Raw genomic sequence first — 25,954 nt, 5'->3', positions numbered from 1 at the left:
AATTTATGACCCAGCCTTCTGAAAGCAAGTATTCCGTTATAGGCAATCACTCACCTTTACCTGAGACAGCATCGATAGTTGAGGTTGGCCCGCGAGATGGATTGCAAAATGAGTCTACCTTGCCGCTTGAATTAAAAGTCGATCTCATTAATCGACTATCCGAAACGGGCTTGAAACACATTGAATCTGGCGCTTTTGTCTCGCCTAAACGCATCCCACAAATGGCAAACTCAGACGCTGTATTTAACCAAATTAATCGTCACACAGGTGTTGTCTATTCTGCCCTAACCCCAAACTTACAAGGGTTAGAACAAGCAATAGCTAACAGGGCCGATCAAATTGCTGTGTTTACGTCCGCGTCAGAAGCTTTTTGCCAGCGCAACATCAACTGCTCTATTGCCGAAAGTCTGTCGCGATTTGAAAAGGTAATCGATCACGCCAAGACACATAATCTGCCTGTTAGGGGCTATTTGTCATGTGTTGTCGATTGCCCCTACGATGGTGCAACCGCTCCACAGCAGGTCGCCAGCCTCGCGAAACAAATGTTGGATATGGGCTGCTATGAAATATCGCTAGGTGACACGATAGGAACAGGTACTCCCTTGAGAGTAGCTGCTATGCTTGAAGCCGTACTTTCTGTGTGCGAAAAAGAGCACGTTGCTGTCCACTTTCATGACACTTATGGGCAAGCTATCGCCAATATCTATCAAGCGTTGCAAATGGGTGTATCAACCATTGATTCTAGCGTTGCCGGGCTGGGTGGCTGTCCTTATGCAAAAGGAGCATCAGGCAATGTTGCCACTGAGGAAGTGCTTTATCTTTGTCATGGGCTCGGTATAAAGACAGATGTCGATTTGGAGAAGCTCCGAGAGGTAGGGAAATTCATAAGAGGGGCAATCGCGCAGCACGCTACCCCTCTCCTTTAGATAGTTAGATTACGTGTTTTAGCTCCATCACTTCAATGATGGAAGACGCATTGTATTTTTCCAGAATTCGAGACTTGTAAGTGCTGACCGTCTTTGCACTCAGCGATAGAAGCTCTGAGATCTTCTTGTTGGAATAACCTTTCATCAGATAGCCATACACCACAGATTCACGTTGCGACAAAACGGGCATCTTGTTAGCTCCTGCTTGTTTGTCGTTGAAAACGCTGAAGCCACGGTAAGTCGTCCAGATTGAATCTTGGATATGCGCTGAAGTTTCTCGTTTTGACACGTAGCCATTTGCGCCGACCTCTTTCGCCACTTTGCTATAAAACGGTAGGTCGTTGGACGATAGGAACAGCACTTTGCCTCGATACCCTGCTTTTCTTGTACGGCGGATAAAGTCGATACCGCTACCGTCCACCAGCTCTACGTCTGAGATAATCATATCAAACTGCTGCTCTCGTACTAGCTTGCTCGCGTAACGCACAGAGTCAGATTGAACGATGTTGAGTGCAGTCTGGCTCACTCTGAGCATTTGACGAACTGCATCGCGAATAATTGGCTGAATATCTAGAATTAGAACGCTGATTGAACTCATGACTTTTCTCTCTAATTTGTTGATGCGACGATTCCACTTCTCACCATTCCCTTTGCCTATAATGTAGGGATTTTCTGGTTGAAGGTGTGGAAACGACACATTCCAAATTGGAAAGTTGGTATAGATTTCAATCAACTAGGCGCATCACTAGATAGATTTAATTAGCAAGATTGAGGTGAGTTTGTACCTTACTCGCAAGCAGTTCATGAAAAGGATTGCCGCGATGAATCACTCGATAATTGGCCACGACTTTAGGCAATCGTCCTAACTTGAGGCTTTCTGGGAACGGGGTAATATTTAAGCCTTCAAGCTCATCACCAAAATCATGAAGAATCGTCGCGTAGTTGAACTTTTTCAGTGCAGTAAGCAGGCAGGTCAGGTTATCGACTATTCCTCGAACATCAAGCTCTATCCCCGCCTCTTTCAGCATGGTATAGCTTGCCCCTTTGATGTCGCCACGACCTTTGGTATTAAGCAATAGATAAGGCATGTTTAAGAGGTCTTCAATGTTAGACGTATCGATACCTTGACGGGTCACAATCGCAGAGGTTAGCCGGCCAAGATCATGCTGGTAAATGCTTTTAGGCAGCTCTTCATTGAAGTAGAAAACCCCCATATCTACACGACCTTCAATGATGTCAGTCTTGGTGTATGCCTCCCAATCCACCAATTTGATTCGCGCTTTGGGGAAGGTTTCTAGCAAGTCGACCAGTAAATCACTCCCGACGCGATACTGAAGCGCGCTAGGAATCGCGAGCACAATGGTGTTGTCGTAGTTAAGAGGATCAAACTGTTGGTAGCTCATCGCGGTCTGTATTGAGTCCAAGCCTGATGCGATTAATGGCAAGAGTTTGTTCATGTAATCGGTCGGCTCATACTCATGCGCCCCCCTGACAAATAGGGGATCATTAAGCTGCTCTCTGAGGCGAGACAAATACTTACTCACCGCGCTTTCTGTCTTGCCCAAGGCTTTCGCGACAAGCTTTAGCTGCCTATGCTCGTTTAACAGAACCAAGACCACCAGCAAGTTAAGATCGATATCTGACTTCATTTGTCTCCCTACTCTTTTCGACACCCTGCGACAAGGTTATGCACCTCGACCTTTTATAGCAACACTTTGATTTAACTGAAACGCGCTTTAGATCGCTCAATGTTTAAGCAGATAAAGAAAAGTACGACCAAACAGAATATCAACGATATTTGCATCACCGAAGGCTTCTATTATTTTACCTGTAAAGCGGTCTACTCCTGCGGTGGTCATTTTCGAAGGGTTTTCACGGAGTGTTTCGTGGAACAGCAATTCAAGAACGCGACGAAAACGCACATCGTTTTCGTTAGACAGCGCAACCATCCAAGAATCAATAAACTTGTCGCTTGAAGACCAATCGAGGTGTTCTGCTATGATCGGCATCACCTTACCTTGAAGAGCAAGACCAAAGTGCTCATGTGTAGGGTAATACCTTTGAATAGCGCTTTTCGTCGTACCAAAACGTTTTGCCACTTCCGCATAAGAGACCGCAGGCCATCCTTCATTCCAAAAGATATCAAGAACGATTTGGTTTAGTGCCTCTTGCTTGCGCGCTCTCTCTTCGGCTGTAATTTTTGCCATAATTTAAACTCACTCACCAACTGATAAAAACACCAATAATTGTTCACGACGTACACTTTATAAATCTACCACAAGTTCATTTGGATTAAATAGTGACTCAGTCAGGAGTGAGTTAAGATAATGATTAGGCTCTGTTAACCTAGCTAAGTTTCTTGGCCCAAGCATGGGCTGCTCGGTGAATACGCTGGTATGATAATTGAAACGCTGACATATCTTTTTGGTAAGGGTCAGCAATGGTTGCGTCACCACTCCACTGCCCAAATAAGAGTGTGCGACTACGAGCATTTGGAACAAGTTCAGCTACCATATCAACATGCGCAGATTCCATGACCAAAATTAGGTCATACTGATCACACAGCTCTTTCGTAAGCTGCTGAGCTTTATGTCCACTGATATCAAAGCCAGCAGATTGGGCGATTTTTTGTGAATTAATATCAGCAGCACATCCTGACAAGTTACTCCTATCAACCATGACTCCAGCTGAAGCAACTTGCTTATTCGGCAGTAAATCAGCGAGTAAAGCCTCACCCAATGGCGAACGACAAATATTACCCACGCATACCACAAGAATTTTGTTGAACATCTCTTTTCTCTTTTGAACTTAACGCTTAATTACATCATCGCTCTATTAGCGACGGGTTATTTTGATACTTTGAGTGCACCCAGCCATCACTAAAATCAATACAAAAGTCATGGCATTAGCTGGCGCTTGAAGGTTAAAGTCGACCGATATGTGCATCAGCATCCCGATCAACGCGATAAAACAACCCAACGCGAGCCCTCTCAAGGTTTTACTATTTCGATGTTTCATTGCACGAATCGTAAGTACCACTGCCCACAGCCACATGAAGCCCAGTAGAATCGTTGCAGGAATCCCTGCCTCTACAGCAAACTGTATATAGTCATTATGTGCATGATCGTAATAACCAATATTGAACTGGGTATAGCTAGGAAAAATTGAATAGAAACTCCCTATTCCTGTACCAGTCAACGGATACTGTTCGATGATAGGCAGTGACCATTCAACGACTTCATCTCGTGTCTCTTTTAAAACGGAGGTTTGTTCAAGTCTATCTTTCACTTTGTCTAGGCCAAATACCGTCCCCACAACTAGGGTATCAACTAAAATCAGACTGACTATTAGAGGAACGAATGCTCGCGGTTTGTCTTTGAAAAACATTAGGGCGACTAATCCACCCAATGTTGTAGCAGCAAAAAAGGCCGCATTACCCATCCTAGAACGAGTCATCACCAACGCGATCACCATTATGACAAGTGCCAAACGTACAAACATTTTTCGAGATACCACGCCGTCACTCCAACGGCGTAAACGTTCGTTCCAACTACCTGAAGGGCTAATATGAAGCTGTGCGATGATCAAGCCAGAGCCAATCGCTAACGACATCATCAAATAGTTGGCTAAATGGTTTTTATACACAAACGATCCTGTCGCGATACCGCTTTCTTTAAAGTTAAAGATTAGCGAAGTCTTCAAACCAAGCAACACAGTCATCGCTCCATAAAACGCTTGCAATGTACCACTGAGTACAATCGCAAGTGCAACCGCTTTTAAGCGATTGGGCGTATGTATTAATACAACGGCATTAAACGCAAACAGACTATATGTGATCCCTTTAACCCAAGACGTGGTGGAAGCATGAACATCCAATGAGATTGCTCCACGAACAGCACCTGCTAGTTGGTACACCTCAGCACTGAATGGTGAGATTTTCGCTAACGTTGCGAGTTCAAACGGAACGATCTGTACACCGTTCCAGATCTGAAACATAACAAGAGGAATGAGTAACCAAGAGAACCTTTTAAGACGAGAAAATGGCAAGTCTCTTTCTTTTGAAAAATAACTCAATGCAAGACATAGCGTTTGAACCGACACAAGGATTTCAGCCAGTGACCAAGCCCACACGCGATTCGATGCCAGTGGGATTGGTAACCAGACAACTAAAACCAGCAGCAATATAAAGCTGACTTTTTCAAAACGAATCATGATAAATAACTATTAATACAACAACTTAAAATAGTAACTACTTACAGGCTTATCATCAGTAGTAAGACCCGAAAGAAAACCCCAACGAAGCAAACAATAGGATCTTTCGCTGGGGTTTTGGCTTAGGTTAATACCTAAAAAAACAAACTAGTTGCCAGAAACTGGCGAACGGTCATTGTCATTGTTAGGTGTGCCTGGCGACGGCGCAGAAGGTGCTTCTGGAGCAGCAGGTGCTGGCGCCGGTGCAGGTGCAGGTGCTGGCACTTCAGGTGCACCACCAGAAGCTGGAGTTTCTGCAACTTCCGTTGGGTCAATACCTGCATCAAGTGCCGCTTCAGTGATGTCACTGTTTGGTACTTCTGCTGCACGAGCGACTTCTGCGATTTCCGCTGCCGCTTCTGGCGCTGCTGCCATCGCTACTTTCGTAACTTCAGCCGCTGCTTCTGGCGCTGCTGTTACTGCTGCCTCTGCAACTGCTGCGGCCGCTTCTGGCGCTGCTGTTACTGCTGCTGCTGCAACCGCTGCTGCCGCTTGTGGCGCTGCCTTAACCGCTGCAGAAGTTACTGCTACTGCCGCTTCAGGGTGCGCTTTAACAACCGCTTCAACGATAGTAGCTGCAAGTGATGGGTACTGAGCAATAAGCTCAACCGCCAATGCTTCTGCAGATAGAGCAGAAGCCGCTACCATTTCTTGGATCTTTACAGAATCCACTGCTGGTGCTGCCGCGATTGTTGGTGCTGCAACCACTGCTGCACCAAAAGCAAGGCTCACTGCCAATGCTTTTAACTTCATAGAACAACCTTATTATTGTTGATATTAAAAAAACGAGCGCCAAAGTCACTGCCCCTTCCGTCGCGATCCATCAATCTTTTGCAACCTGATTGGCGCCTAAAAACCGTTTGGCCGAAACATAAATTAATGCCCCTGTCGTAACACCCGTAATGTTGATCAGCATATCGAGAGCAGAAAACTCGCGTTGCGGATTAAACGCCTGCAAACTTTCGTCAATGACCACCAAAAGCAAAACCACAAATGTCACAGGAGACATTAAAAAGAAGGAGCGATGTAACCACTGTTTTGGCGTCGCCCATGAAGCCGTTAAGCCAAGAAAAGACGCGAGCAACGCATGCAGCGCCCAATCTCCTCCTAACAGCAACTCGATATCACGAACCACATCGCCTAATACTCCGAAGGTCTTCGCCATTGAGGCCAAGCCACCCACAATGACCAACACAAGCAACAGCCCTGCTCGTCGGTTTATGAGATTTTTCAGAATTAAACTTTGCATTCTCGGATATGTACATTATTGAAACGCAGCAAATTACATGCTCGTTTCTGGTTTTGGGATCGCTTAATTACAGCCCCTATTTGCCAGTAGTTAAGACGGTAATCTCTTGGTGATAATAGATAACGACTGGCTAATACTTTTTCTTGCTTCGTAAGACTTGGCCAGTAAGCAAGGTAGAATTCTAAACTGGCTAGCGCGACGTCTTTATCGAACGGCCCAAAGTGCTGTGCCAATTGATACTGGTGCGCAATCACCTCTTTACTCTCACCCTCTAGCCAAAGCTCCATCGCTCTTAGCAGGTATTGATTCGACATCGTCGGTCGAGCTTCGATGGCCTCATCCAACATCATAGGAACATCAATACTTAACGAGTTTTGCTGATAAACGTGGGACTGGGAAAGAAGGTGTTCAAACCAACGCGTAAAGCTTGCTACATAGGCCAAAGTGCTTGGAGTATGACCATCCCACGACATCACGCTGGCCGTCAGTTGACGAGCATCGACAATAGAGGGGATTTCGCCTTTGCTATTGAGTGTCGCTACTGCCTCAATTTCATCTTTTAAAGACAAAACATACAAGTTACCTACTGCAGCTCGGCTTGCGTATACGAAAATACAAATAGAGAGACTTACCAACATCACGAGCATGGCGTTTTTAGCAAGCAATGGCCCTACTGCCACGCCCTTTCTTGACGTATCCAAATTTGACATCATCTTTCGTTAATCTTGCTTTTCTGTACGTGCTTGCTTGACTTCAACTTGCTTGTCTTTCAAATAGGCATTTTGGTAGCAATAGTTTGTCGCATCGATATACCCTTCAACGCTACCACAATCAAAGCGCTGGCCTTTGAATCTATAGGCAATCACGCAGCCTTTGCTCGCTTGTTTCAGGATTGCATCGGTAATTTGGATTTCACCACCTTTGCCAGGTGTCGTGTTCTCGATATGTTCAAAGATATCTGGCGTTAAAATATAGCGGCCAATGATCGCTAAGTTGCTTGGTGCTGAGCCTAGTTCTGGCTTTTCAACCATATCAGTGACTCGAATAAGGTCATCACTCAAATGTTCACCAGCGATCACGCCGTATTTATGCGTTTCATTGGCTGGTACCTCTTGTACAGCAATAATCGTGCATCGGAACTGTTTATATAAGCCAACCATTTGCGCCAATACACCTTGATCAGGATTGACGCATAGGTCATCCGCTAACAGCACAGCAAATGGGTTGTCACCAACCAGTTCTTTGCCCGTTAAAATGGCATGGCCAAGCCCTTTCATTTCTCTTTGACGAATGTAAGTGAAGTTTGCGCCATCAATCAGATCACGGATATCCAGCAAAAGCTCCTCTTTGTTAGTCCCTTGGATCTGATGCTCTAACTCATAATTTTTGTCAAAGTGATCCATCAGAGAGTTCTTACCGCGACCTGTCACAATTGCCATGCTGTTTAAACCAGCTTGAATCGCTTCATCCACTCCGTACTCAATGAGTGGCTTGTTGACGATTGGCATCATCTCCTTCGGCATAGACTTAGTTGCAGGTAAGAAACGAGTGCCGTAGCCAGCGGCGGGAAACAAACAGTGTTTAATCATCAAAAATCTCTTTAACTCGATAACAGAAATAGGATAAACCCGAAATTGGTTGATATCCCCTTGCGCCCAAAACCCAATGGGTACTTAGTACTCATTGGGACTAAATAAATTCTTTTGTTGATTGTTTTTTATATCTATAAAAGTCAAGAATAAATACAACAATAAACAACGGGTAATACTTTACATATCGATAGATTAGCTTTGGTTCATCTAGCATTCTGAATAACCACCTCAGGTTTAATCGATCGAATAAATGCGGATAATACTCTCCAGATTTTGATGCCGTCTGATGAATAAACCCCCCACACGTAAACGCACTTCCTGAGAATTCACTTTTAGCCAATTTAGAGAGAAATTGCTCCTGTTTTCCTGCCCCCATACCTACAATAACGAGGTCAGGTTTACATGAAACAATCATATTTATTGTATCTGAAACTTCCGATGGCGATTCAAAATAACCGTCTCGATGGTAAATACAAGTTATATTTGAATATTCTCTTTTAATCCAATTTACGAACTTATTAACATCATGTGTAGTACTACCAACAATAGATAGCGTGGAATGTTCACTATTCAATTTAACAAGCACATCCTTTCCAATGGATGTTAAATCAAAACTCTTTCTTTGAAAGTTAAATCCAAAAAGTTTAGAAAACACAAAACAAGAGAGCCAACCATCTAGGTGAATATGATCTATATTCTCGATTGATAACGTTTTTTTCCTCAAAACCAAATATGAATAAGGGTTAACAAATGTATGACAGCCTCGATCGAAGCAATCAACTTCTCGACTACTAAAAATCTTTGATATTACCTTACTCATTTTTAAAACCACGCGAAAAGACAATCATAAATATAGGCCAAATACTTATAGAACTAGCAAATGACGTAACGGACAGAGAGGATATAATTAAAATAGAGAATATTGACAAACCAATATAATGACCAAATAATCTAGCCAAATAATAAATCCAACATATAAGAAAACAGCTTAATCCAATAACACCAAAATCATATGCAAACCTAAGTAGAAATGAATGGAGTATAACTGAATTACAATAACTAGGATTAACGTTAATCGGAGCGTAGTATGCAAGTGATATACATGTGACATTTGGCAACTCTGATGCAATACCATATCCAAATAGAACGTTAATTAAACTTCCTCGACCAAAGGCATCTAGAAACTCGACCAAAAAGTTAAATCTGTCCACATCATAAATACTAGAAACGCCTCTGAGTACCATCGCAGTGTATAAACCAACCAACGACATAATGATAAAAACCAAAAAAGCAATTGATTTAGTATGATTTGATGAATATCTAGATAAACTCCTATACAGAACAAAAACGATCATTAAAATGCCAGATTTGGACAATGACAGAATAACAGAAAGGAATCCAAGCACTCTATATCTAATAGAAAGACCATAGAAACAGATGAAGTATAGAGTCAATAGAGATACTAGTTCATAGTTATTTTCAGCGTATAGCGACGGTCTCTCTACTCCCAGAATAAAGAGTAATAAGTAGACCAAAGCCGTAAACACGATCAAAATCTTAGTGATACCTAAAGGTAGTATAATCTTTTGGTCACGTGAACAGTTTAATGTACATACTAAAGCAAGGCAAAAAAGGTATACAAATGGCTTAAAACTCCTAAGAAATTCATAAGTACTCTTACTGTATACATCTAGAATAAAATAGTATTGAGACAATAAGAATAATGAAATAATAGAGAACACAATGATTATTGGTGTTAATTGTCCCTTTCTATTAGAACGAGCTACTATCACTGCACTTCCAAGCAAAATATACAAGTCCCATATTAACGCAGAAACTGTTGGCCCTGGATTTATTTTATACACTACAACACAAATTATTATAATAATTACGTGCAGTAAGTGAAATTTATTTAAACTTCCAAAATGTAAGTACATCTAGCAGTCTCTTTGATTTTTCAATGAGTAAAAACGAATAATGTATAATTTTCATCTTAGTGTTAAAGTCAGTAACATCGATATTCTCTAATGAGATCGACATTATTCTATTTATATTTGAAAAATTAAATTCGAATCTTAGCAACTCCTTCGCCAGTGAATATAAACAGAATCTAACATTATAATAAATCATGGACTCTGGGAGTTTACAATCCGAACCAAAAGTCCTTATAAACTTATCGTTAATTGTGTCAAAATATTCAATTTCGTAGTTTGAAGTCCTAAGTTCAGTTATCGCAGACCCTTTACGAACTCGATATCTATATAAAGTTTCAGATATTACCTTTACACTTTTAACATTCGAAGAAATAACCATATTCATGATTACATCCTCCTTAAATGATATATTTCTATTTAGATCAAAACAATAATCTGAGATTACTTTTCTATTGAATAACTTTCCCCATGGTGAACCACCAAAATCGGTATCGAAAAGGAAATCAATATATTCTTTTTGTGATAACTCTCCATTGTCATAGGGATTGTTTGAGAGAACTTTTCCATTTTCGCTAATCCTACGATATCCAGAGACTATAATATCGTACTTTTCAAACCCTTTTACTTTTAGAAAACTGTCCAGATACTCAAATTCAATTTCGTCATCCGCGTCAAGAAACGCAACGTAGTCTCCTTTACACTGTTCCCACCCTAAATATCTCGCTCTTGTTACGCCATTATTTTCAGTATTGTATAACTTTATCTTGTCGTTTAACTTCGCTTTCTCTTCGATTATATCTCGTGTTGAGTCCGTTGATCCGTCATTAACAACAATAACCTCATAGTCACTATAACTCTGACTAGAAATTGAATCTAAACACCTTGAAATATATCCCTCAACGTTATATGCAGGCACGATTATAGATATCATATATTTACCCATTAACTGACTTTATGAGCCAATCTAAAGAATACTGTCTTAATTGTTCAATGAGATTATTAACTTTGTTGTAGTCAATACTTTTATTGATCGTTTCATCTATGCTTGAGTCGAGACGATCTACAAGCCGCTCTTTTAAACCCACTAAAGACAGTAAGCTCTCAAGTCTAGATCGACCTCTATCTTTATTGACCACACAGATAAAATTCTTGTTGAAAATAAGACAAAAACAAACGCCATGAAAAGAATCAGTTATAACGAGATCTGCATTTTTTATGCTCTCAAGCCATGCGCATACAGGTATATATTTACCAGGTCGATAAATGTTATTTTTTTCTATTTTATATTTATCAGAAATCCGTTCGATCTCATCGATAAAGCATTGGTCATGATCTAACTTGTAGTAAACTAAACCACCGCTGGAACGACTTTTGTCCCTGTTTTCTACCAATAGTCGCTCGAACACTTGTCTTCCTGCTAATAAAGTAGGATCAAGAACATGGACTGCTTCACTACCAAATTGCTCCTGACAGATACTCACGCCAGATGCTTCTCTTACTGAAATATGGTCAAAATCGTTAACGAGTTCCTTTATCCTGTCAGTTTCCTTATGACCTACGAACTCTTCTTCCCAATGATCTACACCAAAACTGGCTGCATAAGATATTTTTTTTACATCACTATTTCCGAAGTTCAAAAAATATACTTCAGCATTTGGGTTTGTGTATCTTGGTCTCCAAACCTGATCACTACCTGTAATAAAAACACTAAAGTCGCTAAAATCTAGATCTTCTGAGTTTGTTAGTATTGGCGTCAAGTTGATATTTCTGTTCCTGAAGTCATCGAATACATCTTCTTTGTTAAGAATTTTTTTTGCTGTTTCTTTGACTTTAAATATGACTCTGCTCTTTCTTGGTCTAAAATCAATAGTCTTGTTCTTAAGTCCATTATCGTTTAATACTTCCTGTAAAGCATACGCTTGAACAAGCGCACCATAATTCTTACTATGCTGTAAGTTAATAATTCCAATACTGATGTCTTTCATAATCCCGCCGAACTAATGACACATGAATTTTCTATGTATCACGCTGTTTCTATAGTAGATGTATAAGATGTAAATTGTGCAAAATGCAAAGGCATACTCTTCAAAATCAGATATTGAAAAAATGTAAAAAATAACTGGAGTAACAATACTCATAAGCATAGAGTTTATGACAAAAGGCTCTATTTTGAAGCATCTAACGTAATTATTTTTCAACATCATGGTAAAAACCAAATAGTAGAAGACTATAATTTGAACTGTAGTCGAAATATCTGCAACCTTATCCAACAGATAAAGATCTGGTGATAAAAATAACATCATAATAAACAATCCATAGCCGGTAGCTAAAAATAACAATGATACTTTAAATGTTCGTTTAAACTTGTATAACGATAGTTTAATTTCATCTCTAGAGATTAAGTTAGATAGATAAGTCATCTGCCCATACATAATTGACTCTGACACTTGGTATCCAGCTTTTACAAGAGCTAATGTAAACATAATCTTGCCTGAGATTTCTAATGGATACACTCTAAATATGATCAAGTTAAATCCATTCCAGAAGAAATATCCTGCTCCCCAAACAAGTGACACTTTTGATATTAAAGGATATATTTCAATCCAAACTTCCTTAAATTTAAATCTGCATTTCTCTAATCTAAATGTAGATACAAGGTTTCTTACTGTAGTAAATACACACGATAAGAAGATCAGTTCACTTACCAACAGTGCAATTGACAAACTGTAAAGCTCATAATCAAAATATAATAACAAGCACATTGATACTACGTATGAAATTGAGGAAACCAATTCACTCAGATACAGGAACTCTTGTTTCTGCACACCTTCCATTAATAATTTTATTGGTGTTCTTACAACAGAAAACACAGCTGAAAAAATTAAAAGAACCCAAGGGTAAAACCAGTTAACGTTGCTGTCAGTATCAAAGTAGACATAGCCCAAAGGACCAACAACCAAAAGTATGAACAAGCCGATCAATAGGAACCATACAAGTGAAAATTGAAAGTATGATTTTATTTTCGCTATTGAATCCTCACTCCAACTACCATTTTCTAGTTTATAATCATGGCTAATAAACTGCTTAATAGTGTGACCTACTCCAAGCTCCGCTAATTGTTGCATGGCTATCAAACTAGAAAATGCATAAAAGTAACTTAGTTGCTCGTTAGTCAAAGCTGATGCTATTAATAGCATCAATGCAGGTCCCATTATTATTTTTTGAGACTTACTCACCAAAGACAATATGCCTAACTTCGTATGCTTACTATATGCCACAGGCTTTACTCATCATTTCTATTCTTCAAGTTAGTTTCAGCTATGTGCAGGGTTTTCACCGTAAGTGCCATAAGTTCCATACTTGCCGTAGCCACCATAAGTTGAGTCGGCTTTTAGTGATTTTTGTGTCACCTGATTAACAATGATTCCGTCAATGTTGATGCCTTGGCCCATGTAACGTGCAAGTGTGTTCTTCATGCTTGCGATGCGAGTACCGTTAGCTTTAACTACAATCGCTACACCACCTACTAGTTTACTGATGATCATCGTGTCGCTAATTGGTAGCGTTGGTGGCGTATCAATAATAATGCGGTCGAAATGTTGCTCTAGTTCATCCAGCAACTCAGCAAACTTGTCAGAACTTAGAAGCTCTTGAGGCGTTGGTGTTAACATACCTGCTGGCAGGATGGTTAGACCTGTTGCTTCATCTTTAATCAAACATTGGTTTAGGTCGGTGCCCATCAATAAATGGTTAGTTAAACCCTGTTGATATTTCTTAAAGCCAAATCGCTCTGCAACCGATGGTTTACGTAAATCTCCGTCAATCAGGAGCACGTTTTCCATTTTTGCATAGGCCATTGCTAAGTTAATCGATGTTGTTGTTTTGCCTTCATTTGGCAACGAAGAAGTAATTGCCAAGCGTTTTCTGTCACTGCCCATCTGGCTAAGCGTTAAAGCAGTGCGGATTGAACGGATAGACTCTGCAAACTGCAAGTTGGTCTTATCATCAAATACCGTATTATCCAGGTCTCTCTTCTTGAAGCGTTTTTCTAGAACCTGCGGAATACCGCCAAGGGGAACTAGGCCAAAGCGCTCTTCAAAGTCTTTCACCGACGTAATGGTGCTACGCAGGCTGTCTACCAAGAAGACCATCACAATCGCAAAACCCATTGATGCCACCATCGCAAGCCCAATTATCAAGCCTTTTTTAGGTGCCGCTGGTTTTTGTGGTACACGAGCATAATCACTAAAACGCGCGTTTGCCGCTTCAAAGTCGCTAGTCGCAGTCGTCTCTTTTTGGCGAGTTAAGAATAGGTTAAGTACTTGTCGGTTGGTTTCTACATCACGCTTTAAGGTTTCGTATTCTCGCTTTTTCACGGTCAGAAGCTGGAATTCACTCTTCTTGGCATCGAACTCTTTGTGTAGTAACTTTTCTTGACCACGAAGCGCCATTAGCTCTTGTCCCATGCCTTTTAATAGCTGGCGAACAAGCTCTTTGCCCTGTGCTTTCACCGATTCTAGCTCTGCTACTGCTTGGGCCATTTTTACGTGCTCTGGACCATAGCGAAGCGACAGCTCCTTTACTGCCTTTTCTGCTTCAACTTGAATTGAGCGAATTTCGACAACCTGTGGGTGAGTAGAAATAACCGGGATAGACGCTACCGCTACTATGTCTTTTCCTTTGCCTATGCGCAGTGCATTGTAAGCAGATTCCACTTCGATGCGGCGATCAGTTACTTCTGCTAAACGCTCACTTAAGCTGTTGATTTCAGAGCTTACCAATGCATCGATGCCACTATCGTCGATCAATTGTTCACGGTTTAGGTAATCGGTTAACTTGCGTTCTGACCCCGCTAACTGTTCTTTCAGCTCCTCTAATCGGTTGCTGATCCACAGTGACGCATCTTTCGTCGCCGCTAAACGCGCCTCCACATTGAGTTCTATGTACGCATTACCGACAGCATTCGCCACTTCTGCTGCAAGTTCTGGGTCTTCCGATATAAAGCTAATCTTTACCAGCTGAGTTTTACGAATTGGCGAAATAGTTAAGTTGTCTGCAAATATAACCAATGCATCTTGGCGAATAGACTCTTGAATTTGCGCTTCAGTTTTCGCTTCTTCTTTACCATATGCTTTGAATAGAGGCAGTGCTTTGATCATCTGTTTCAATGATTTATCACGGCTTAACGTAGCGTTGAACTCAAGGCGCTCTTCAAGTTTTAGTGTTTCGATAACGCGCTCTGCGATCTGATTGGATTTCAGAATCTCAAACTGAGTTAGGTAATACTCTTTTTGGTTAGAGTCGATACCTACTACTTCCTCAATTGAGACTGCTTTTTGAGCCTGAGCTTCAATCAAAAGAGTAGACGTTGCCTCGTATTTAGGTGTGATAGAAAAAACAATCAGAGTAGTTAATGCCATCACCAAAATGGTAAACATGGCAATCCTTAACCAACTCTTTTGAAGTAAAATTAGGTACTTGCCTAAATCTATGACCTCTTCATTGTTCATGTTTTGGTCTTTTGCTATTAATTGCATCTGAACTACTCGGCGATTAATGTGTTAACAACTGTACGAGTTTTTCCACGTACAATAATTTCAATGGGTTTAAGTAAGCTTTCGCTAGAACAAGCTTGAGATAATGTAAACCGTGTCACCTGGGTTCACACGGTCAGACATACGCGACTCGTCTTGATCCTTTAAGTAAGCTTCAAGCTGGTCGCCATCCATGTACTTGGTTTCTTCGGAACGAATGATATAAATCCCTTTGGTATGACGGAATTTAGCGATAAATCCACCAGCGATCGAAACCGCTTGTTCTACCGTTAGCCCTGGCTCATATTCATAGTTGCCTGGCTTATGTACTACCCCGTTAATGTAGAAGTTCCGGTATTTGAAAATGCTAACACTGACACGTGGGTTAATTAGCACTCGACCTTTTAACCCTTTTACAATCTCACCTTGTAGGTCACTCAGTGACTTATCTTTGGTTGAGATTTTACCCAAGTATGGGTATTCAAGTAGCTCACGCGTGTCAATACGGCGCTCTTCAATGGTTAAGTCTTCTTCACCGTATACAGTGACATTGATTGTGTCGCCTGGTGCAAGGATATAGTCTTCGCTATCAGCAGCAAGAACACTAAACGTGCTACTCACAAGAGCGAGCATAAGTAATATGGTGCGTTTAAACATAGTTGATTAGTACTGTTGAATGATATTGAGTAAAGATGTAGGCCATGCGAGTAAGATGCTCTGCGTGACTCTAATAAGCTGTTTTACTAACGAAACCTTTAAAGATAGTTAGAAAGACAATTTTAATATCGAGAAACAAGCTCCAGTGCTGAATGTACTTCAAGTCATACTCTATACGCTTTTCCATTTTCTCTAACGTGTCAATTTCACCACGGTAACCGCTAATTTGAGCAAGGCCGGTTATGCCTGGTTTTACCTTATGGCGAAGCATATATTTATCAACAATTTGGCGATATTCTTCATTATGAGCAACCGCATGTGGACGCGGCCCAACAATAGACATTCTTCCCTGTAAAACGTTGATAAACTGCGGTAATTCATCAAGAGAAGTTTTGCGGATGAATCGTCCAAACTTGGTGACTCGAGCATCGTTTTTGGTTGCTTGTTTAACCACTGCGCCGTTATCCATCACTGACATTGAACGAAACTTCCATACTTTGATCTCTTTTCCATCCAGGCCATATCTATTCTGCTTGAAGATAATAGGCCCTGGGCTTGAGAGCCTCACCCCGAATGCAACTAAAACCAGTACTGGTGAAATAAGGGTAATGATAATCGAAGATAGAACGATATCTTGTACACGTTTTACGATGCTTGAGAAGCCATAAAAAGGAGTGTCTTGAATACTAATAGTCGGACTACCTCCAATACTTCTCCAACGAGCCTGCATCGGCTCAAAAGTATTGATGTCAGGTACCAGATAAACATGTGCCGTTGTATCAGAAAACTGTCTCACAATATTTTGTACACGCTCAGATTGCCATGTCGAGATAGCAATATATACATGCTTAACTTTGCGCGTTTTAGCCAGCTCTAGGGCCTGTGCGATAGTGCCTTCTAGTTTGAGACCAGTTGCTCTTAGTTGATCAACATCTACATTGCGCGCCGCGGTCCTATCATCATAAAAGCCTATTATTTTTTGAATATTGCTCTGTGTTTGTTGTATATCCAGAGCGAGCTTAACCCCTGCTGATGTTTGACCGACAATGATCGCCTTTTGCTTATACGAGTACTTTTTGTAGTGCAACTTGACTAGGTTTCTGGAAAGTACACGCACACCCAATAATGCCAAAGGTACCGCAACCATCCACATCGTAATCACAACGCGTGAGTGCACATGACTCCACTTAGAAAAGAAAGCCAACAGTAAGATACACAAAATTGATTTGATCCAAGAAGCGCCAATGCGAGACAAGTGTTCACTTGTCGAGTACGAGCTTGTACCTTTATAGAGACCGTTATTTTCGCCAAAAAAAACAAACAGCAAGGCTGCAAAGGTTCCCGCGAAGTAATACGTGTGAGTAAAGTGCCCCAGATATAATAAAGACACTAAAAGCAAAACTGAAAAAATGATCACACAATCGACGATTCGATAAAGTGTGATGGATTCTTGCTCGCCTAACCGGATGTTGTTGTAACTTTTCATCGCAACCTAAGTGTGTTTGGGTCCCTAACGAATCTTTTTGTTAAGGTACTTGGTTAATGAAATTCACTTCATCCATGAAGGTCCTATCCATAATGCGTACGCTAAATGCATTGAGCGGGGATGCTAAAGTAAAGGTGAACTCAAGTAAACAGAATTTTATGCACTTGATTTCTTAGTCAATGTCTTGCATAAAAAATTTGATACCAGTCATACCAAATATAGCCTTACATTATTTTGATATTTCTATCACACCTTTATTGACGGAGTTGTTAGCTATGTATTAAGTTTAATTTACTAGCGAATAACGCACGGTAAATCGACGACATGGAAAGTCCGCGAGCACAACAACGAATATCAGCGTTAAGATACTTCGCGCTTGTCTCTAGTATTTGTCTTGCATTCTTGTTCTCACCTTCTCCTCTTGCCTCTGTCGCCTTCAACGTAAAAGAGATTCCAGATCTTGTATCCAAAATAAAGATGCTATACGGTGATAGCGCTTATCGACGCGCAAATGATTGGATCGAGCTGGTTGACACTTCTCGCAATCAAGACCTCAATACACAGATCAATTTGGTAAACGATTTCTTTAACGAAATGACATTTATCGATGATGCAAAACTCTGGGGTAAAGACGACTACTGGGCTAGCTTGGCTGAATTCATTGGTGCTGGAGGAGGAGATTGCGAAGATTTCACATTAGCCAAGTTTTATACCCTTGTGTTCTTAGGTGTTGACCCGAACCAACTTCAAATGACTTATGTAAACGCCATTGAGTACCAAGAAGCGCACATGGTACTAACGTATCAAGAAACACCCAATAATGAACCTCTGATCTTGGACAACATTGAAAAGCGCGTGTTACCCGCCTCCCAACGAACAGACTTAGAACCAATATACGCATTCAGCGTTGAAGAAATATGGCTCACTAAACAGCTCGGCCAAGGACAATTAATCGGCAAAGCGACCAAGATAAAACCTTGGGTTCGAGTAATGGAATCGACTCGAGCACTGAAAATGGCAACTCCTGTTCTCAACTTAGACAAGGCTCCGATACAATGACGCTGCATAGAAAACTGATTACCCTCTTTTCTATTATTCTTATCTCTCTGACTATATTGACCATTGCCATAACGTTCAAAGCCACACAGCGACACCTAGTAGATCAGCAAACGATAGAACTACACAATACTAGTCGAGCCTTAGGATTTGCATTAACCCCTGTCATTACGTCACCATCAAGAAGCCACATCGAAACGATGATGAATTCATTGTTTGATAGCACCCTGTATAAGCAAGCTGTTCTCACATTCAACGACGGTAGGCCAGCCATTAAGCGCATTTACCCTCAAGAAGCGCTGCCTGTACCACAATGGTTTATTGAGGCCGTCCCTATCGCGCCAATTAGCAAAAGTACTTCGATTTCCTCAGACTGGACGGTTGAAGCGGTTTTAACTACCCAAAGTAATCTCACTTTCACCTATATACGCCTTTGGAACACAACGCTGGGTTTCACTATAATTGGCACTGGGTTTAATTTAATCGCTATCATAATCTTTCATCTCTTCTTGAAACGAAGTCTTGCACCATTGAATGAGCTTAAAGATCATGTGGTATCAAATTCGGTCAACGTTATATTTACCCCTTTAAAACAACCTAATACCCGTGAAGTTCTCACGCTAGTAAACGCATACAATACGATGGCTAGAAATATTTCTGAGGTCATTGAAGAACTAAAACGCGATTCGAAAGCCTTATTTGATACCGCCTATTTTGACAATGAAACCGGTATTTCAAATCGACAGTATCTTATTGACTCGATAACCCGGTCTATAATGAGCAACACTTCCACTAATATTGTTGTTTATCATTTTCCTGAATTATCTAAGCTCAAGCATGAACGTCGATTTAGAGAGCTCAACGACGAAGGGCGACGTATCGCTGCTACTCTATCCCAACTTGATTTGAGCAACATCACCGTCGCCAGACTGTCCGATGCAGAATTTGCTTTTTTAGGTACGAAAGCAAACAACGACGAATACGAAGAATTTGCTCAACAGGCCAGTAATAGTCTGAAGCGTTCATATGGAAGTGATTTTGTACAAGTGACGATCAAAGTGGATGACTACGCTTCCGTCAAGACACTTCTTACTGACCTCAATAAGAAAATTAAGTCTGGCCTAGGTTAAACTTTAGAAAGGTGCTTACGAACATAAGCGCGAAATCGGAGTTTTTGGGGAAATTTGGAGCGTACTGCGGGAATCGAACCCGCATCATCAGCTTGGAAGGCTGAGGTAATAGCCATTATACGAAGTACGCAAGGTAAGCTAGAAAGCTAGAAAGCTTGGAGCGTGCAGCGGGAATCGAACCCGCATCATCAGCTTGGAAGGCTGAGGTAATAGCCATTATACGATGCACGCATCATCGTGAAGACAGATTCAATATGCCACAGCTGACTGAAAAGAAAAGCCTTTTCTTCCTCTTCGAGTGCGTTTGGTCAATCTTGAATCAAAATGGACGAAAAGTGTGATAAATGCCTAATACCAATCGGGATAAATAGGTGATCAGATAATTGCGCAGGAAAAATCGCTTAGAGCAAGGCATAGATTGCAGCTAGCTAGTTGACCTACCTACAAAAGCTATAACGATGCTATCAGCGATTTTAACCAGCAAGAATGACCAGATATTTATTCTGGTTGGTATTACAGCGTTGTCGGATTTATCTTTCTTCCACAAAGAAAAAGAGCAAGCGGCTTGCACCACTTGCTCTCTTCCTATTCTTGTTAATCGCTTCGCTTATTTGAAACTGGCGTTATTTCGCTTCAGCTTCAAGTTTTAGGAAGTAATCAAAAATCACTGGTACGTCGTTGTTAGCAAGACCAGAATCTACCGCGGCTTGTAGGCTCTTAGAAGTGCCTTCTGCGATTAGAGATTGTGTACCTAGGTCAGAAACCATCTCTAGGAAGTAGCCAAGATCTTTGTTTGCGTTAGCAATTGAGAAACCTAGCTTCTCTTCACCGTCTACCGCGTAGAACTTACAGAACTGCATGAATGGTGAGTTAGATGGGCCTGCAGACATAATGTCGAACAGTTGCTGGCCATCAACACCTGCAAGTTTTGCTACTGCAAATGCTTGAGACATTGCTGCCACTGTTGTCATACCCATGAAGTTGTTTACAAGCTTAGTCGTGTGACCTGCACCAAGTGCGCCTAGGTGGAATACGTTTTCACCCTGCTCTTCTAGAACTGGCTTCACTTTGTTGAATGTATCGATGTCGCCCGCTGCCATGATGTTTAATAGACCATCTTTGGCGTGTGCTGGAGTACGGCCAAGAGGAGCGTCAATCATACCAGCGCCTTTCTGAGCTAGGTCTTCGCCAATCTTCTTAGTTGAAGCTGGGATAGAAGTACCAAAGTCGATCAGCGTTTTGCCTTCAGACATACCCGCCAGGATACCTTCGTCGCCGTAAACCACTTTCTCAACAACTGCAGATGTAGTCAGACATAGCATCACGATATCGCTGTTTTCTGCTAGCTCTTTACCTGTGCTTACTGCTTTCGCGCCACGCTCAACACATACCGCTACTGCATCTTTGTTTAGATCCATCACGTTTAGTTGGTAACCACGTTTTTGTAGGTTCTCAACCATGTTGCCGCCCATAAGGCCCAGACCGATAAAGCCGATAGTAGGTTTAGTCATCTTTGTCTCCAAATGCATTATTGTATGATTATATAACCAGAATAATATTGTTATATAGCCATTAGATCAATCATAAAATAGGTCGAGATAGACAATAGAGCGCCTTTTTGTGATCAAAAACGTCGCTCATTCCTTTGTTTATGGTCATCTCTTATTAAAAATGTTTTTGAAACTTTCTTTTTGGCTTGGCTATTAAGTCATACATATAGTGGTATCTTAGCCAAATCCATAATCAAAACATTAGATGGAAAGCCAGTCAGTCTCCGTGACTGGCTTTAGAGTTGAATGACGAGCGCAGGTTACTCCTGACTAGCCAGTTGTTGCTTTGGGTTGTTTGCCGCATTCACTAGCAATACCCCAACCGTTAGAACCATAGAACCACACAGTAGGAACAGTAGTCGCCCTGTTGGCTCGTTTGGAATCAGAGCCATTGCCAAGATACCAAAGCCCGCTACGCTGATAAGTTTGCCAAGCATGCCACGCTGTTTTGTATCTAGGTTCTGCTGTTCTTCGCTGTCTGCCACGATTGGTGTGTTCCAGTTCTTGAAAAGCTGGTCTACTTCTTTCTCACGCTCTGGCGTTAGGCCTTTGTAGAAGCGAGTTGTCAGTAAGAAGAAGCCACCAGTAAAGACAACGTGTGCTGCTAAGCTCAAGCCAACTTTAAGGTCAGCCCACTCACGGCCACTCAGCGCTTGCTCAAGACCGAAGAAGCGTTCTACGTCTTCCGCTTGTAGTGAGATACCGAAGATGTAAGAAACAAAACCACCCACAATCAATGTTGCCCAACCTGCCCAGTCTGGTGTTTTACGAATCCACATACCTAGCAGTACTGGAATCAGCATTGGGAAGCCAATCAGTGCGCCCACGTTCAGTACGATGTCGAACAGACTTAGGTGGCGCAGAGAGTTAATAAATAGACCGATACCGATGATGATAAGACCCATCATGATAGTGGTTAGCTTACTGATGATAACCAGCTCTTTTTGTGACGCTTGAGGGCGTACAATCGGGCTGTAGAAGTTCATCACGAAGATACCTGCGTTACGGTTTAGACCTGAGTCCATCGAAGACATAGTCGCCGCAAACATCGCTGACATCAGTAGACCAACCATACCTGCTGGCATAACGTTTTGTACGAACGCGAGGTAAGCTGCATCACCACCCACTGAGCCATATTGCTCTGCGAAGTCAGGCATAAACGCCGCTACGTACCAAGGTGGAAGGAACCAAATAATAGGACCAACAATCATTAGCACGCACGCTAGGCCTGCCGCTTTACGCGCGTTTTCACTGTCTTTTGCACATAGGTAGCGGTAAGCGTTGATGCTGTTGTTCATTACACCGAACTGCTTAACAAAGATGAACACGACCCAAAGGATAAAGATACTGACGTAGTTCAGGTTGTTACCCAGCATAAAGTCGCCGTGGAAGTTCGACACGATGTTGCCGATACCACCACCGTGGAAGTAAGCCGCGACCGCACAGGTAATAGTTACTGCCATGATGACTAGCATCTGCATAAAGTCAGACGCAACAACCGCCCAAGAACCGCCTGTAACCGCCATCAGCATTAGAACTAAGCCCGTTACTACGATGGTCGCTTCCATTGGGATGTTGAATACCGCTGCAACAAAGATAGCCAAACCGTTTAGCCAAATACCCGCAGAGATCAAACTGTCTGGCATACCAGCCCAAGTGAAGAACTGCTCTGACGTTTTACCAAAACGTTGGCGAATCGCTTCAATTGCCGTCACAACACGCAGTTGACGGAACTTCGGAGCGAAGTAGAGGTAGTTCATAAAGTAGCCAAATGCGTTGGCTAAGAATAGGATTACAACAACGAAACCGTCGTTGAACGCGCGTCCTGCGGCACCTGTAAACGTCCATGCTGAAAATTGCGTCATGAAGGCGGTAGCACCTACCATCCACCACAACATCTTACCGCCCCCTCGGAAGTAATCACTGGTCGATGTAGTGAACTTTCGGAACATCCAACCAATTGCGATTAAAAAGAAGAAGTAGGCAAGAACAACAAGAGTATCAATAGTCATTTTTTCAGCCTTTTAAGTATCATCATTAACTGACTCCTAGATTACTCCAGTTAGATTTTATTTGTACTACAATATGCTTTTATTGTGATCTAAAACATAACTATTTTGATCTCTAAAATCGCCCCAAAAACCTTAAAAACGGCTATTTATTGGCTAAACACCCGATAAACCTTAGTGTTTCGATAAATAATTGTAATACAAATATGGAGTTGAGGACTTATAAAAGTATGGAATAGTTTCGAGGTTTTGGCTTTGTCCAATGATAAAAAAAGCGAGCCACGCGGCTCGCTTCAAATTATTCGCTACTCTAATCGGGGAAGTATGGCACTTACGCTACGTGTGCAACCGCATCACGAACCAAAGTACCTAGCTCATCCCATTTACCTTCATCAATCAGCTTGGTTGGAACCATCCAAGTACCGCCACACGCCAATACTGACGGAATCGACAGATAGTCATCAACATTGCCTAGGCTTACACCACCTGTCGGCATAAATTTCACTGGGTAAACCGCCGTCAGCGCTTTAAGCATACCCACGCCACCTGATGGCTCTGCAGGGAAGAACTTCAATGTGCGTAGACCCATTTCCATCGCTTGTTCAACAAGGCTTGGGTTGTTCACGCCAGGTACAATCGCAACACCTTTATCTAAACAGTATTGAACCGTACGAGGGTTAAAGCCTGGGCTCACGATAAAATCCACACCCGCTTCGATTGCTTGATCAACTTGCTCGTTAGTTAAAACCGTACCCGCGCCAATCAGCATTTCTGGGAACTCAGCACGCATCGCTGCAATCGCTTCCGCTGCACACTCAGTACGGAATGTAATTTCAGCACAAGGCATACCGTTTTCAACCAAAGTACGGCCAAGCGGCACCGCATCTTCCACTTTGTTGATCGCAATAACAGGAACGACTTTCAGGTTTGCTAGCTGTTCATTTAATGTAGTCATGAATACTTACTCGCTTTAATAAGGCCCTCTGTTGAAGACCGTTTAGAATTAGATTAATAAGTCAGGCATTGCATCACGTGGGATGATTGCCCCTTTGTGTTGAATAACGGTGCCTGCAACACAATGGCCGGTGTACGCTGCGTCTTGCGCGCTGCCGCCTGTAATGCGCTTGGCTAAGAAACCCGCGCTGAATGAGTCACCTGCAGCAGTGGTGTCAATCACCTTGTCAACAGGGTCAGGAGCGACAAAGTTTGCGCTCTCACCAACCACAACTAGGCAATCTTTTGCGCCACGCTTAATGATGATCTCCTGCACACCAGCACTGGCTGTTCTCTCGATACACTGTTCGACATCAACGTCGCCATAGAGTTCTTGGTCATCTTCAAACGTAAGCAGCGCCGTATCTGTTAATGCCAGCATTTTAAGATAACACTCTACAGCTTGCTGCTTGTCTGCCCATAACTGTGGGCGGTAATTATTATCAAAGAATACCTTACCACCTTGCGCTTTGTACTGGTGAAGAAACTCAAACAATTTTTCGCGGCCAGCAGGGGTCAAAATCGCCAGAGTAATGCCGCTCAAATAAACGGCATCGTATTGGTACAGCTTGTCCAGCACGGCTTGAGATTGTGGCTGTTCAAACATGAACTTAGCCGCCGATTCATTACGCCAGTAGTAGAAACTACGCTCACCCGTGTCGTCGGTTTCGATAGCGTAGATACCCGGTTGACGACCCGACACCGTCATCACGAGATCCGTATCAATCCCCTCTTCCTGCCAGCTTGTTAGCATCTCTTGGCTGAAAGGATCCGAGCCTAGCGCCGTAACATAACTCGTCTTGATGTCATGTGATTTAGTTAGGCGTGATAAGTAAAGTGCGGTATTTAGCGTGTCACCACCAAATGATTGTTGAAGCTGACCTTCCTTCTTCTGTAGCTCAACCATACACTCGCCAATGATCGCGATATTTAATGATTTCATATTGTCACCTTAGCAACTGAGGTTGCGCTATACGTTACTTCAAGAAGTCTTCACGAGCTGGGTTGAAGATATCTAAAAGAATGCTGTCTTGTTCTAGAGCAACGGCACCGTGCATCATGTGTTTGCGAGCGAAGTAAGCATCGCCCTCTTTTAGTACTTTCTTCTCACCTTCGATTTCAGCTTCGAAGCTACCGCGAACAACGTAACCGATTTGGTCGTGGATTTCATGTGTGTGTGGAGCACCAATCGCGCCTTTGTCGAAGCAAAGGTGAACCGCCATAAGATCATCAGTGTAAGCAACAATCTTACGCTTGATACCGCCGCCTAGCTCTTCCCATGGGTTCTCATCTAATACAAAGAAAGAATTCATCGTCATACTCCTAAAGATTTCTATTAAAGCGAGCCAGATACATTCAGTTCGCCATCAAATTGATAAGGAGCATAACCTATAAAATTTAATTGTCATACAATATATCTAGAATTGTGTGACTTTTGTCAAAGATAGGCTCGTATAAATAGAGCCATGACAATACGTTGACATTACTAGCCAGCCACCTACCTCATTTAAATTCAATAACTTAAATTAAACCACGTGACCTTACTCTCTCTTTTGCCGACAAAGACTACCAACAAACCTCATATTG

General features: G+C 42.0%; 24 protein-coding genes and 2 tRNA genes. 3 read left to right on the top strand and 23 right to left on the bottom strand.

Annotation, left to right across the window (positions count from 1 at the left end; all coding sequences use genetic code 11):
• Positions 1-5: 5 nt before the first annotated feature.
• A complete protein-coding gene (locus F0231_RS09200) occupies positions 6-926 on the top strand; it encodes a hydroxymethylglutaryl-CoA lyase (RefSeq protein ID WP_171759427.1) in 921 nt (306 codons plus the stop codon).
• Positions 927-930: 4 nt separating this feature from the next.
• Here the strand turns inward: F0231_RS09200 and F0231_RS09195 are convergent, their stop codons facing one another.
• From F0231_RS09195 to F0231_RS09120, 16 genes are all read right to left on the bottom strand, one after another.
• Entirely contained in the window at positions 931-1,524 is a 594-nt protein-coding gene (locus tag F0231_RS09195) for a response regulator transcription factor (RefSeq protein ID WP_171759426.1), read from the bottom strand.
• Positions 1,525-1,681: 157 nt separating this feature from the next.
• Positions 1,682-2,575 (bottom strand): LysR family transcriptional regulator, encoded by an 894-nt coding sequence (locus tag F0231_RS09190; RefSeq protein WP_171759425.1) that lies wholly within the window; start codon positions 2,573-2,575, stop codon positions 1,682-1,684.
• A gap of 96 nt (positions 2,576-2,671) precedes the next feature.
• Complete coding sequence (locus tag F0231_RS09185) at positions 2,672-3,133, bottom strand: hypothetical protein (protein WP_171759424.1); 462 nt, start codon at positions 3,131-3,133, stop codon at positions 2,672-2,674.
• A 139-nt stretch (positions 3,134-3,272) separates the two neighbouring features.
• Positions 3,273-3,716: a low molecular weight protein-tyrosine-phosphatase gene (locus F0231_RS09180; protein WP_171759423.1), complete on the bottom strand. Its 444-nt coding sequence runs from the start codon at positions 3,714-3,716 to the stop codon at positions 3,273-3,275.
• Between the two features lie 45 nt (positions 3,717-3,761).
• Positions 3,762-5,138 carry an O-antigen ligase gene (locus tag F0231_RS09175; protein ID WP_171759422.1) on the bottom strand — a complete coding sequence of 459 codons (1,377 nt, stop codon included), beginning with the start codon at positions 5,136-5,138 and terminating at the stop codon, positions 3,762-3,764.
• A 147-nt stretch (positions 5,139-5,285) separates the two neighbouring features.
• Positions 5,286-5,930 carry a hypothetical protein gene (locus tag F0231_RS09170; protein WP_171759421.1) on the bottom strand — a complete coding sequence of 215 codons (645 nt, stop codon included), beginning with the start codon at positions 5,928-5,930 and terminating at the stop codon, positions 5,286-5,288.
• Between the two features lie 70 nt (positions 5,931-6,000).
• Positions 6,001-6,426, bottom strand: a complete 426-nt coding sequence (locus F0231_RS09165) for a VanZ family protein (RefSeq protein WP_171759420.1) — start codon at positions 6,424-6,426, stop codon at positions 6,001-6,003.
• A complete protein-coding gene (locus F0231_RS09160) occupies positions 6,414-7,139 on the bottom strand; it encodes a hypothetical protein (protein ID WP_171759419.1) in 726 nt (241 codons plus the stop codon). Before F0231_RS09160 ends, F0231_RS09165 begins: the two co-directional genes overlap by 13 nt.
• A gap of 6 nt (positions 7,140-7,145) precedes the next feature.
• Positions 7,146-8,015 carry a UTP--glucose-1-phosphate uridylyltransferase GalU gene (galU, locus tag F0231_RS09155; RefSeq protein WP_171759418.1) on the bottom strand — a complete coding sequence of 290 codons (870 nt, stop codon included), beginning with the start codon at positions 8,013-8,015 and terminating at the stop codon, positions 7,146-7,148.
• Positions 8,016-8,115: 100 nt separating this feature from the next.
• Entirely contained in the window at positions 8,116-8,838 is a 723-nt protein-coding gene (locus F0231_RS09150) for a WecB/TagA/CpsF family glycosyltransferase (protein ID WP_171759417.1), read from the bottom strand.
• A gap of 1,088 nt (positions 8,839-9,926) precedes the next feature.
• A complete protein-coding gene (locus tag F0231_RS09145; RefSeq protein ID WP_171759416.1) occupies positions 9,927-10,895 on the bottom strand; it encodes a glycosyltransferase family 2 protein in 969 nt (322 codons plus the stop codon).
• Positions 10,888-11,937, bottom strand: a complete 1,050-nt coding sequence (locus F0231_RS09140) for a polysaccharide pyruvyl transferase family protein (protein ID WP_171759415.1) — start codon at positions 11,935-11,937, stop codon at positions 10,888-10,890. The genes F0231_RS09145 and F0231_RS09140 overlap by 8 nt, the downstream gene beginning before the upstream one ends.
• A 12-nt stretch (positions 11,938-11,949) precedes the next feature.
• The gene (locus tag F0231_RS09135; RefSeq protein ID WP_171759414.1) at positions 11,950-13,230 is read right to left on the bottom strand and encodes a hypothetical protein; all 1,281 of its coding nucleotides are present in this window, start codon (positions 13,228-13,230) and stop codon (positions 11,950-11,952) included.
• 36 nt (positions 13,231-13,266) lie between these two features.
• Positions 13,267-15,489: a polysaccharide biosynthesis tyrosine autokinase gene (locus tag F0231_RS09130; protein ID WP_171759413.1), complete on the bottom strand. Its 2,223-nt coding sequence runs from the start codon at positions 15,487-15,489 to the stop codon at positions 13,267-13,269.
• An 84-nt stretch (positions 15,490-15,573) separates the two neighbouring features.
• Positions 15,574-16,107, bottom strand: a complete 534-nt coding sequence (locus F0231_RS09125; protein ID WP_171759412.1) for a polysaccharide biosynthesis/export family protein — start codon at positions 16,105-16,107, stop codon at positions 15,574-15,576.
• Positions 16,108-16,213: 106 nt separating this feature from the next.
• On the bottom strand, positions 16,214-17,629 hold the full coding sequence (locus F0231_RS09120; protein WP_171759411.1) for an undecaprenyl-phosphate glucose phosphotransferase: 1,416 nt from the start codon (positions 17,627-17,629) through the stop codon (positions 16,214-16,216).
• Positions 17,630-17,953: 324 nt separating this feature from the next.
• Here F0231_RS09120 and F0231_RS09115 point away from each other — a divergent pair, with 324 nt between their 5' ends.
• Together F0231_RS09115 and F0231_RS09110 are read left to right on the top strand one after the other, a co-directional pair.
• On the top strand, positions 17,954-18,688 hold the full coding sequence (locus F0231_RS09115; protein ID WP_171759410.1) for a transglutaminase-like cysteine peptidase: 735 nt from the start codon (positions 17,954-17,956) through the stop codon (positions 18,686-18,688).
• A complete protein-coding gene (locus F0231_RS09110; protein ID WP_171759409.1) occupies positions 18,685-19,815 on the top strand; it encodes a LapD/MoxY N-terminal periplasmic domain-containing protein in 1,131 nt (376 codons plus the stop codon). The genes F0231_RS09115 and F0231_RS09110 overlap by 4 nt, the downstream gene beginning before the upstream one ends.
• A 55-nt stretch (positions 19,816-19,870) precedes the next feature.
• On the opposite strand, the gene F0231_RS09105 is transcribed toward F0231_RS09110, so the two are convergent.
• The 7 genes from F0231_RS09105 to F0231_RS09075 all read right to left on the bottom strand — a co-directional run bounded on the left by F0231_RS09105 (position 19,871) and on the right by F0231_RS09075 (position 25,680).
• Positions 19,871-19,945, bottom strand: a tRNA-Gly gene (locus F0231_RS09105).
• A 26-nt stretch (positions 19,946-19,971) separates the two neighbouring features.
• A tRNA-Gly gene (locus tag F0231_RS09100) sits at positions 19,972-20,046 on the bottom strand.
• 392 nt (positions 20,047-20,438) lie between these two features.
• Entirely contained in the window at positions 20,439-21,326 is an 888-nt protein-coding gene (locus F0231_RS09095) for an NAD(P)-dependent oxidoreductase (protein ID WP_171759408.1), read from the bottom strand.
• Between the two features lie 299 nt (positions 21,327-21,625).
• Positions 21,626-23,377, bottom strand: a complete 1,752-nt coding sequence (locus F0231_RS09090; protein WP_171759407.1) for a transporter — start codon at positions 23,375-23,377, stop codon at positions 21,626-21,628.
• A gap of 328 nt (positions 23,378-23,705) precedes the next feature.
• Entirely contained in the window at positions 23,706-24,329 is a 624-nt protein-coding gene (locus F0231_RS09085; RefSeq protein WP_171382028.1) for a bifunctional 4-hydroxy-2-oxoglutarate aldolase/2-dehydro-3-deoxy-phosphogluconate aldolase, read from the bottom strand.
• A gap of 48 nt (positions 24,330-24,377) precedes the next feature.
• Positions 24,378-25,310 (bottom strand): sugar kinase, encoded by a 933-nt coding sequence (locus tag F0231_RS09080; protein ID WP_171759406.1) that lies wholly within the window; start codon positions 25,308-25,310, stop codon positions 24,378-24,380.
• Between the two features lie 34 nt (positions 25,311-25,344).
• On the bottom strand, positions 25,345-25,680 hold the full coding sequence (locus tag F0231_RS09075) for a cupin domain-containing protein (RefSeq protein ID WP_005450851.1): 336 nt from the start codon (positions 25,678-25,680) through the stop codon (positions 25,345-25,347).
• Positions 25,681-25,954 lie beyond the last annotated feature (274 nt).

This window comes from Vibrio sp. RE86, from assembly GCF_013114545.1.
Taxonomy (GTDB): Bacteria; Pseudomonadota; Gammaproteobacteria; order Enterobacterales; family Vibrionaceae; genus Vibrio.
This window is presented reverse-complemented; position numbering and strand designations above follow the sequence as displayed.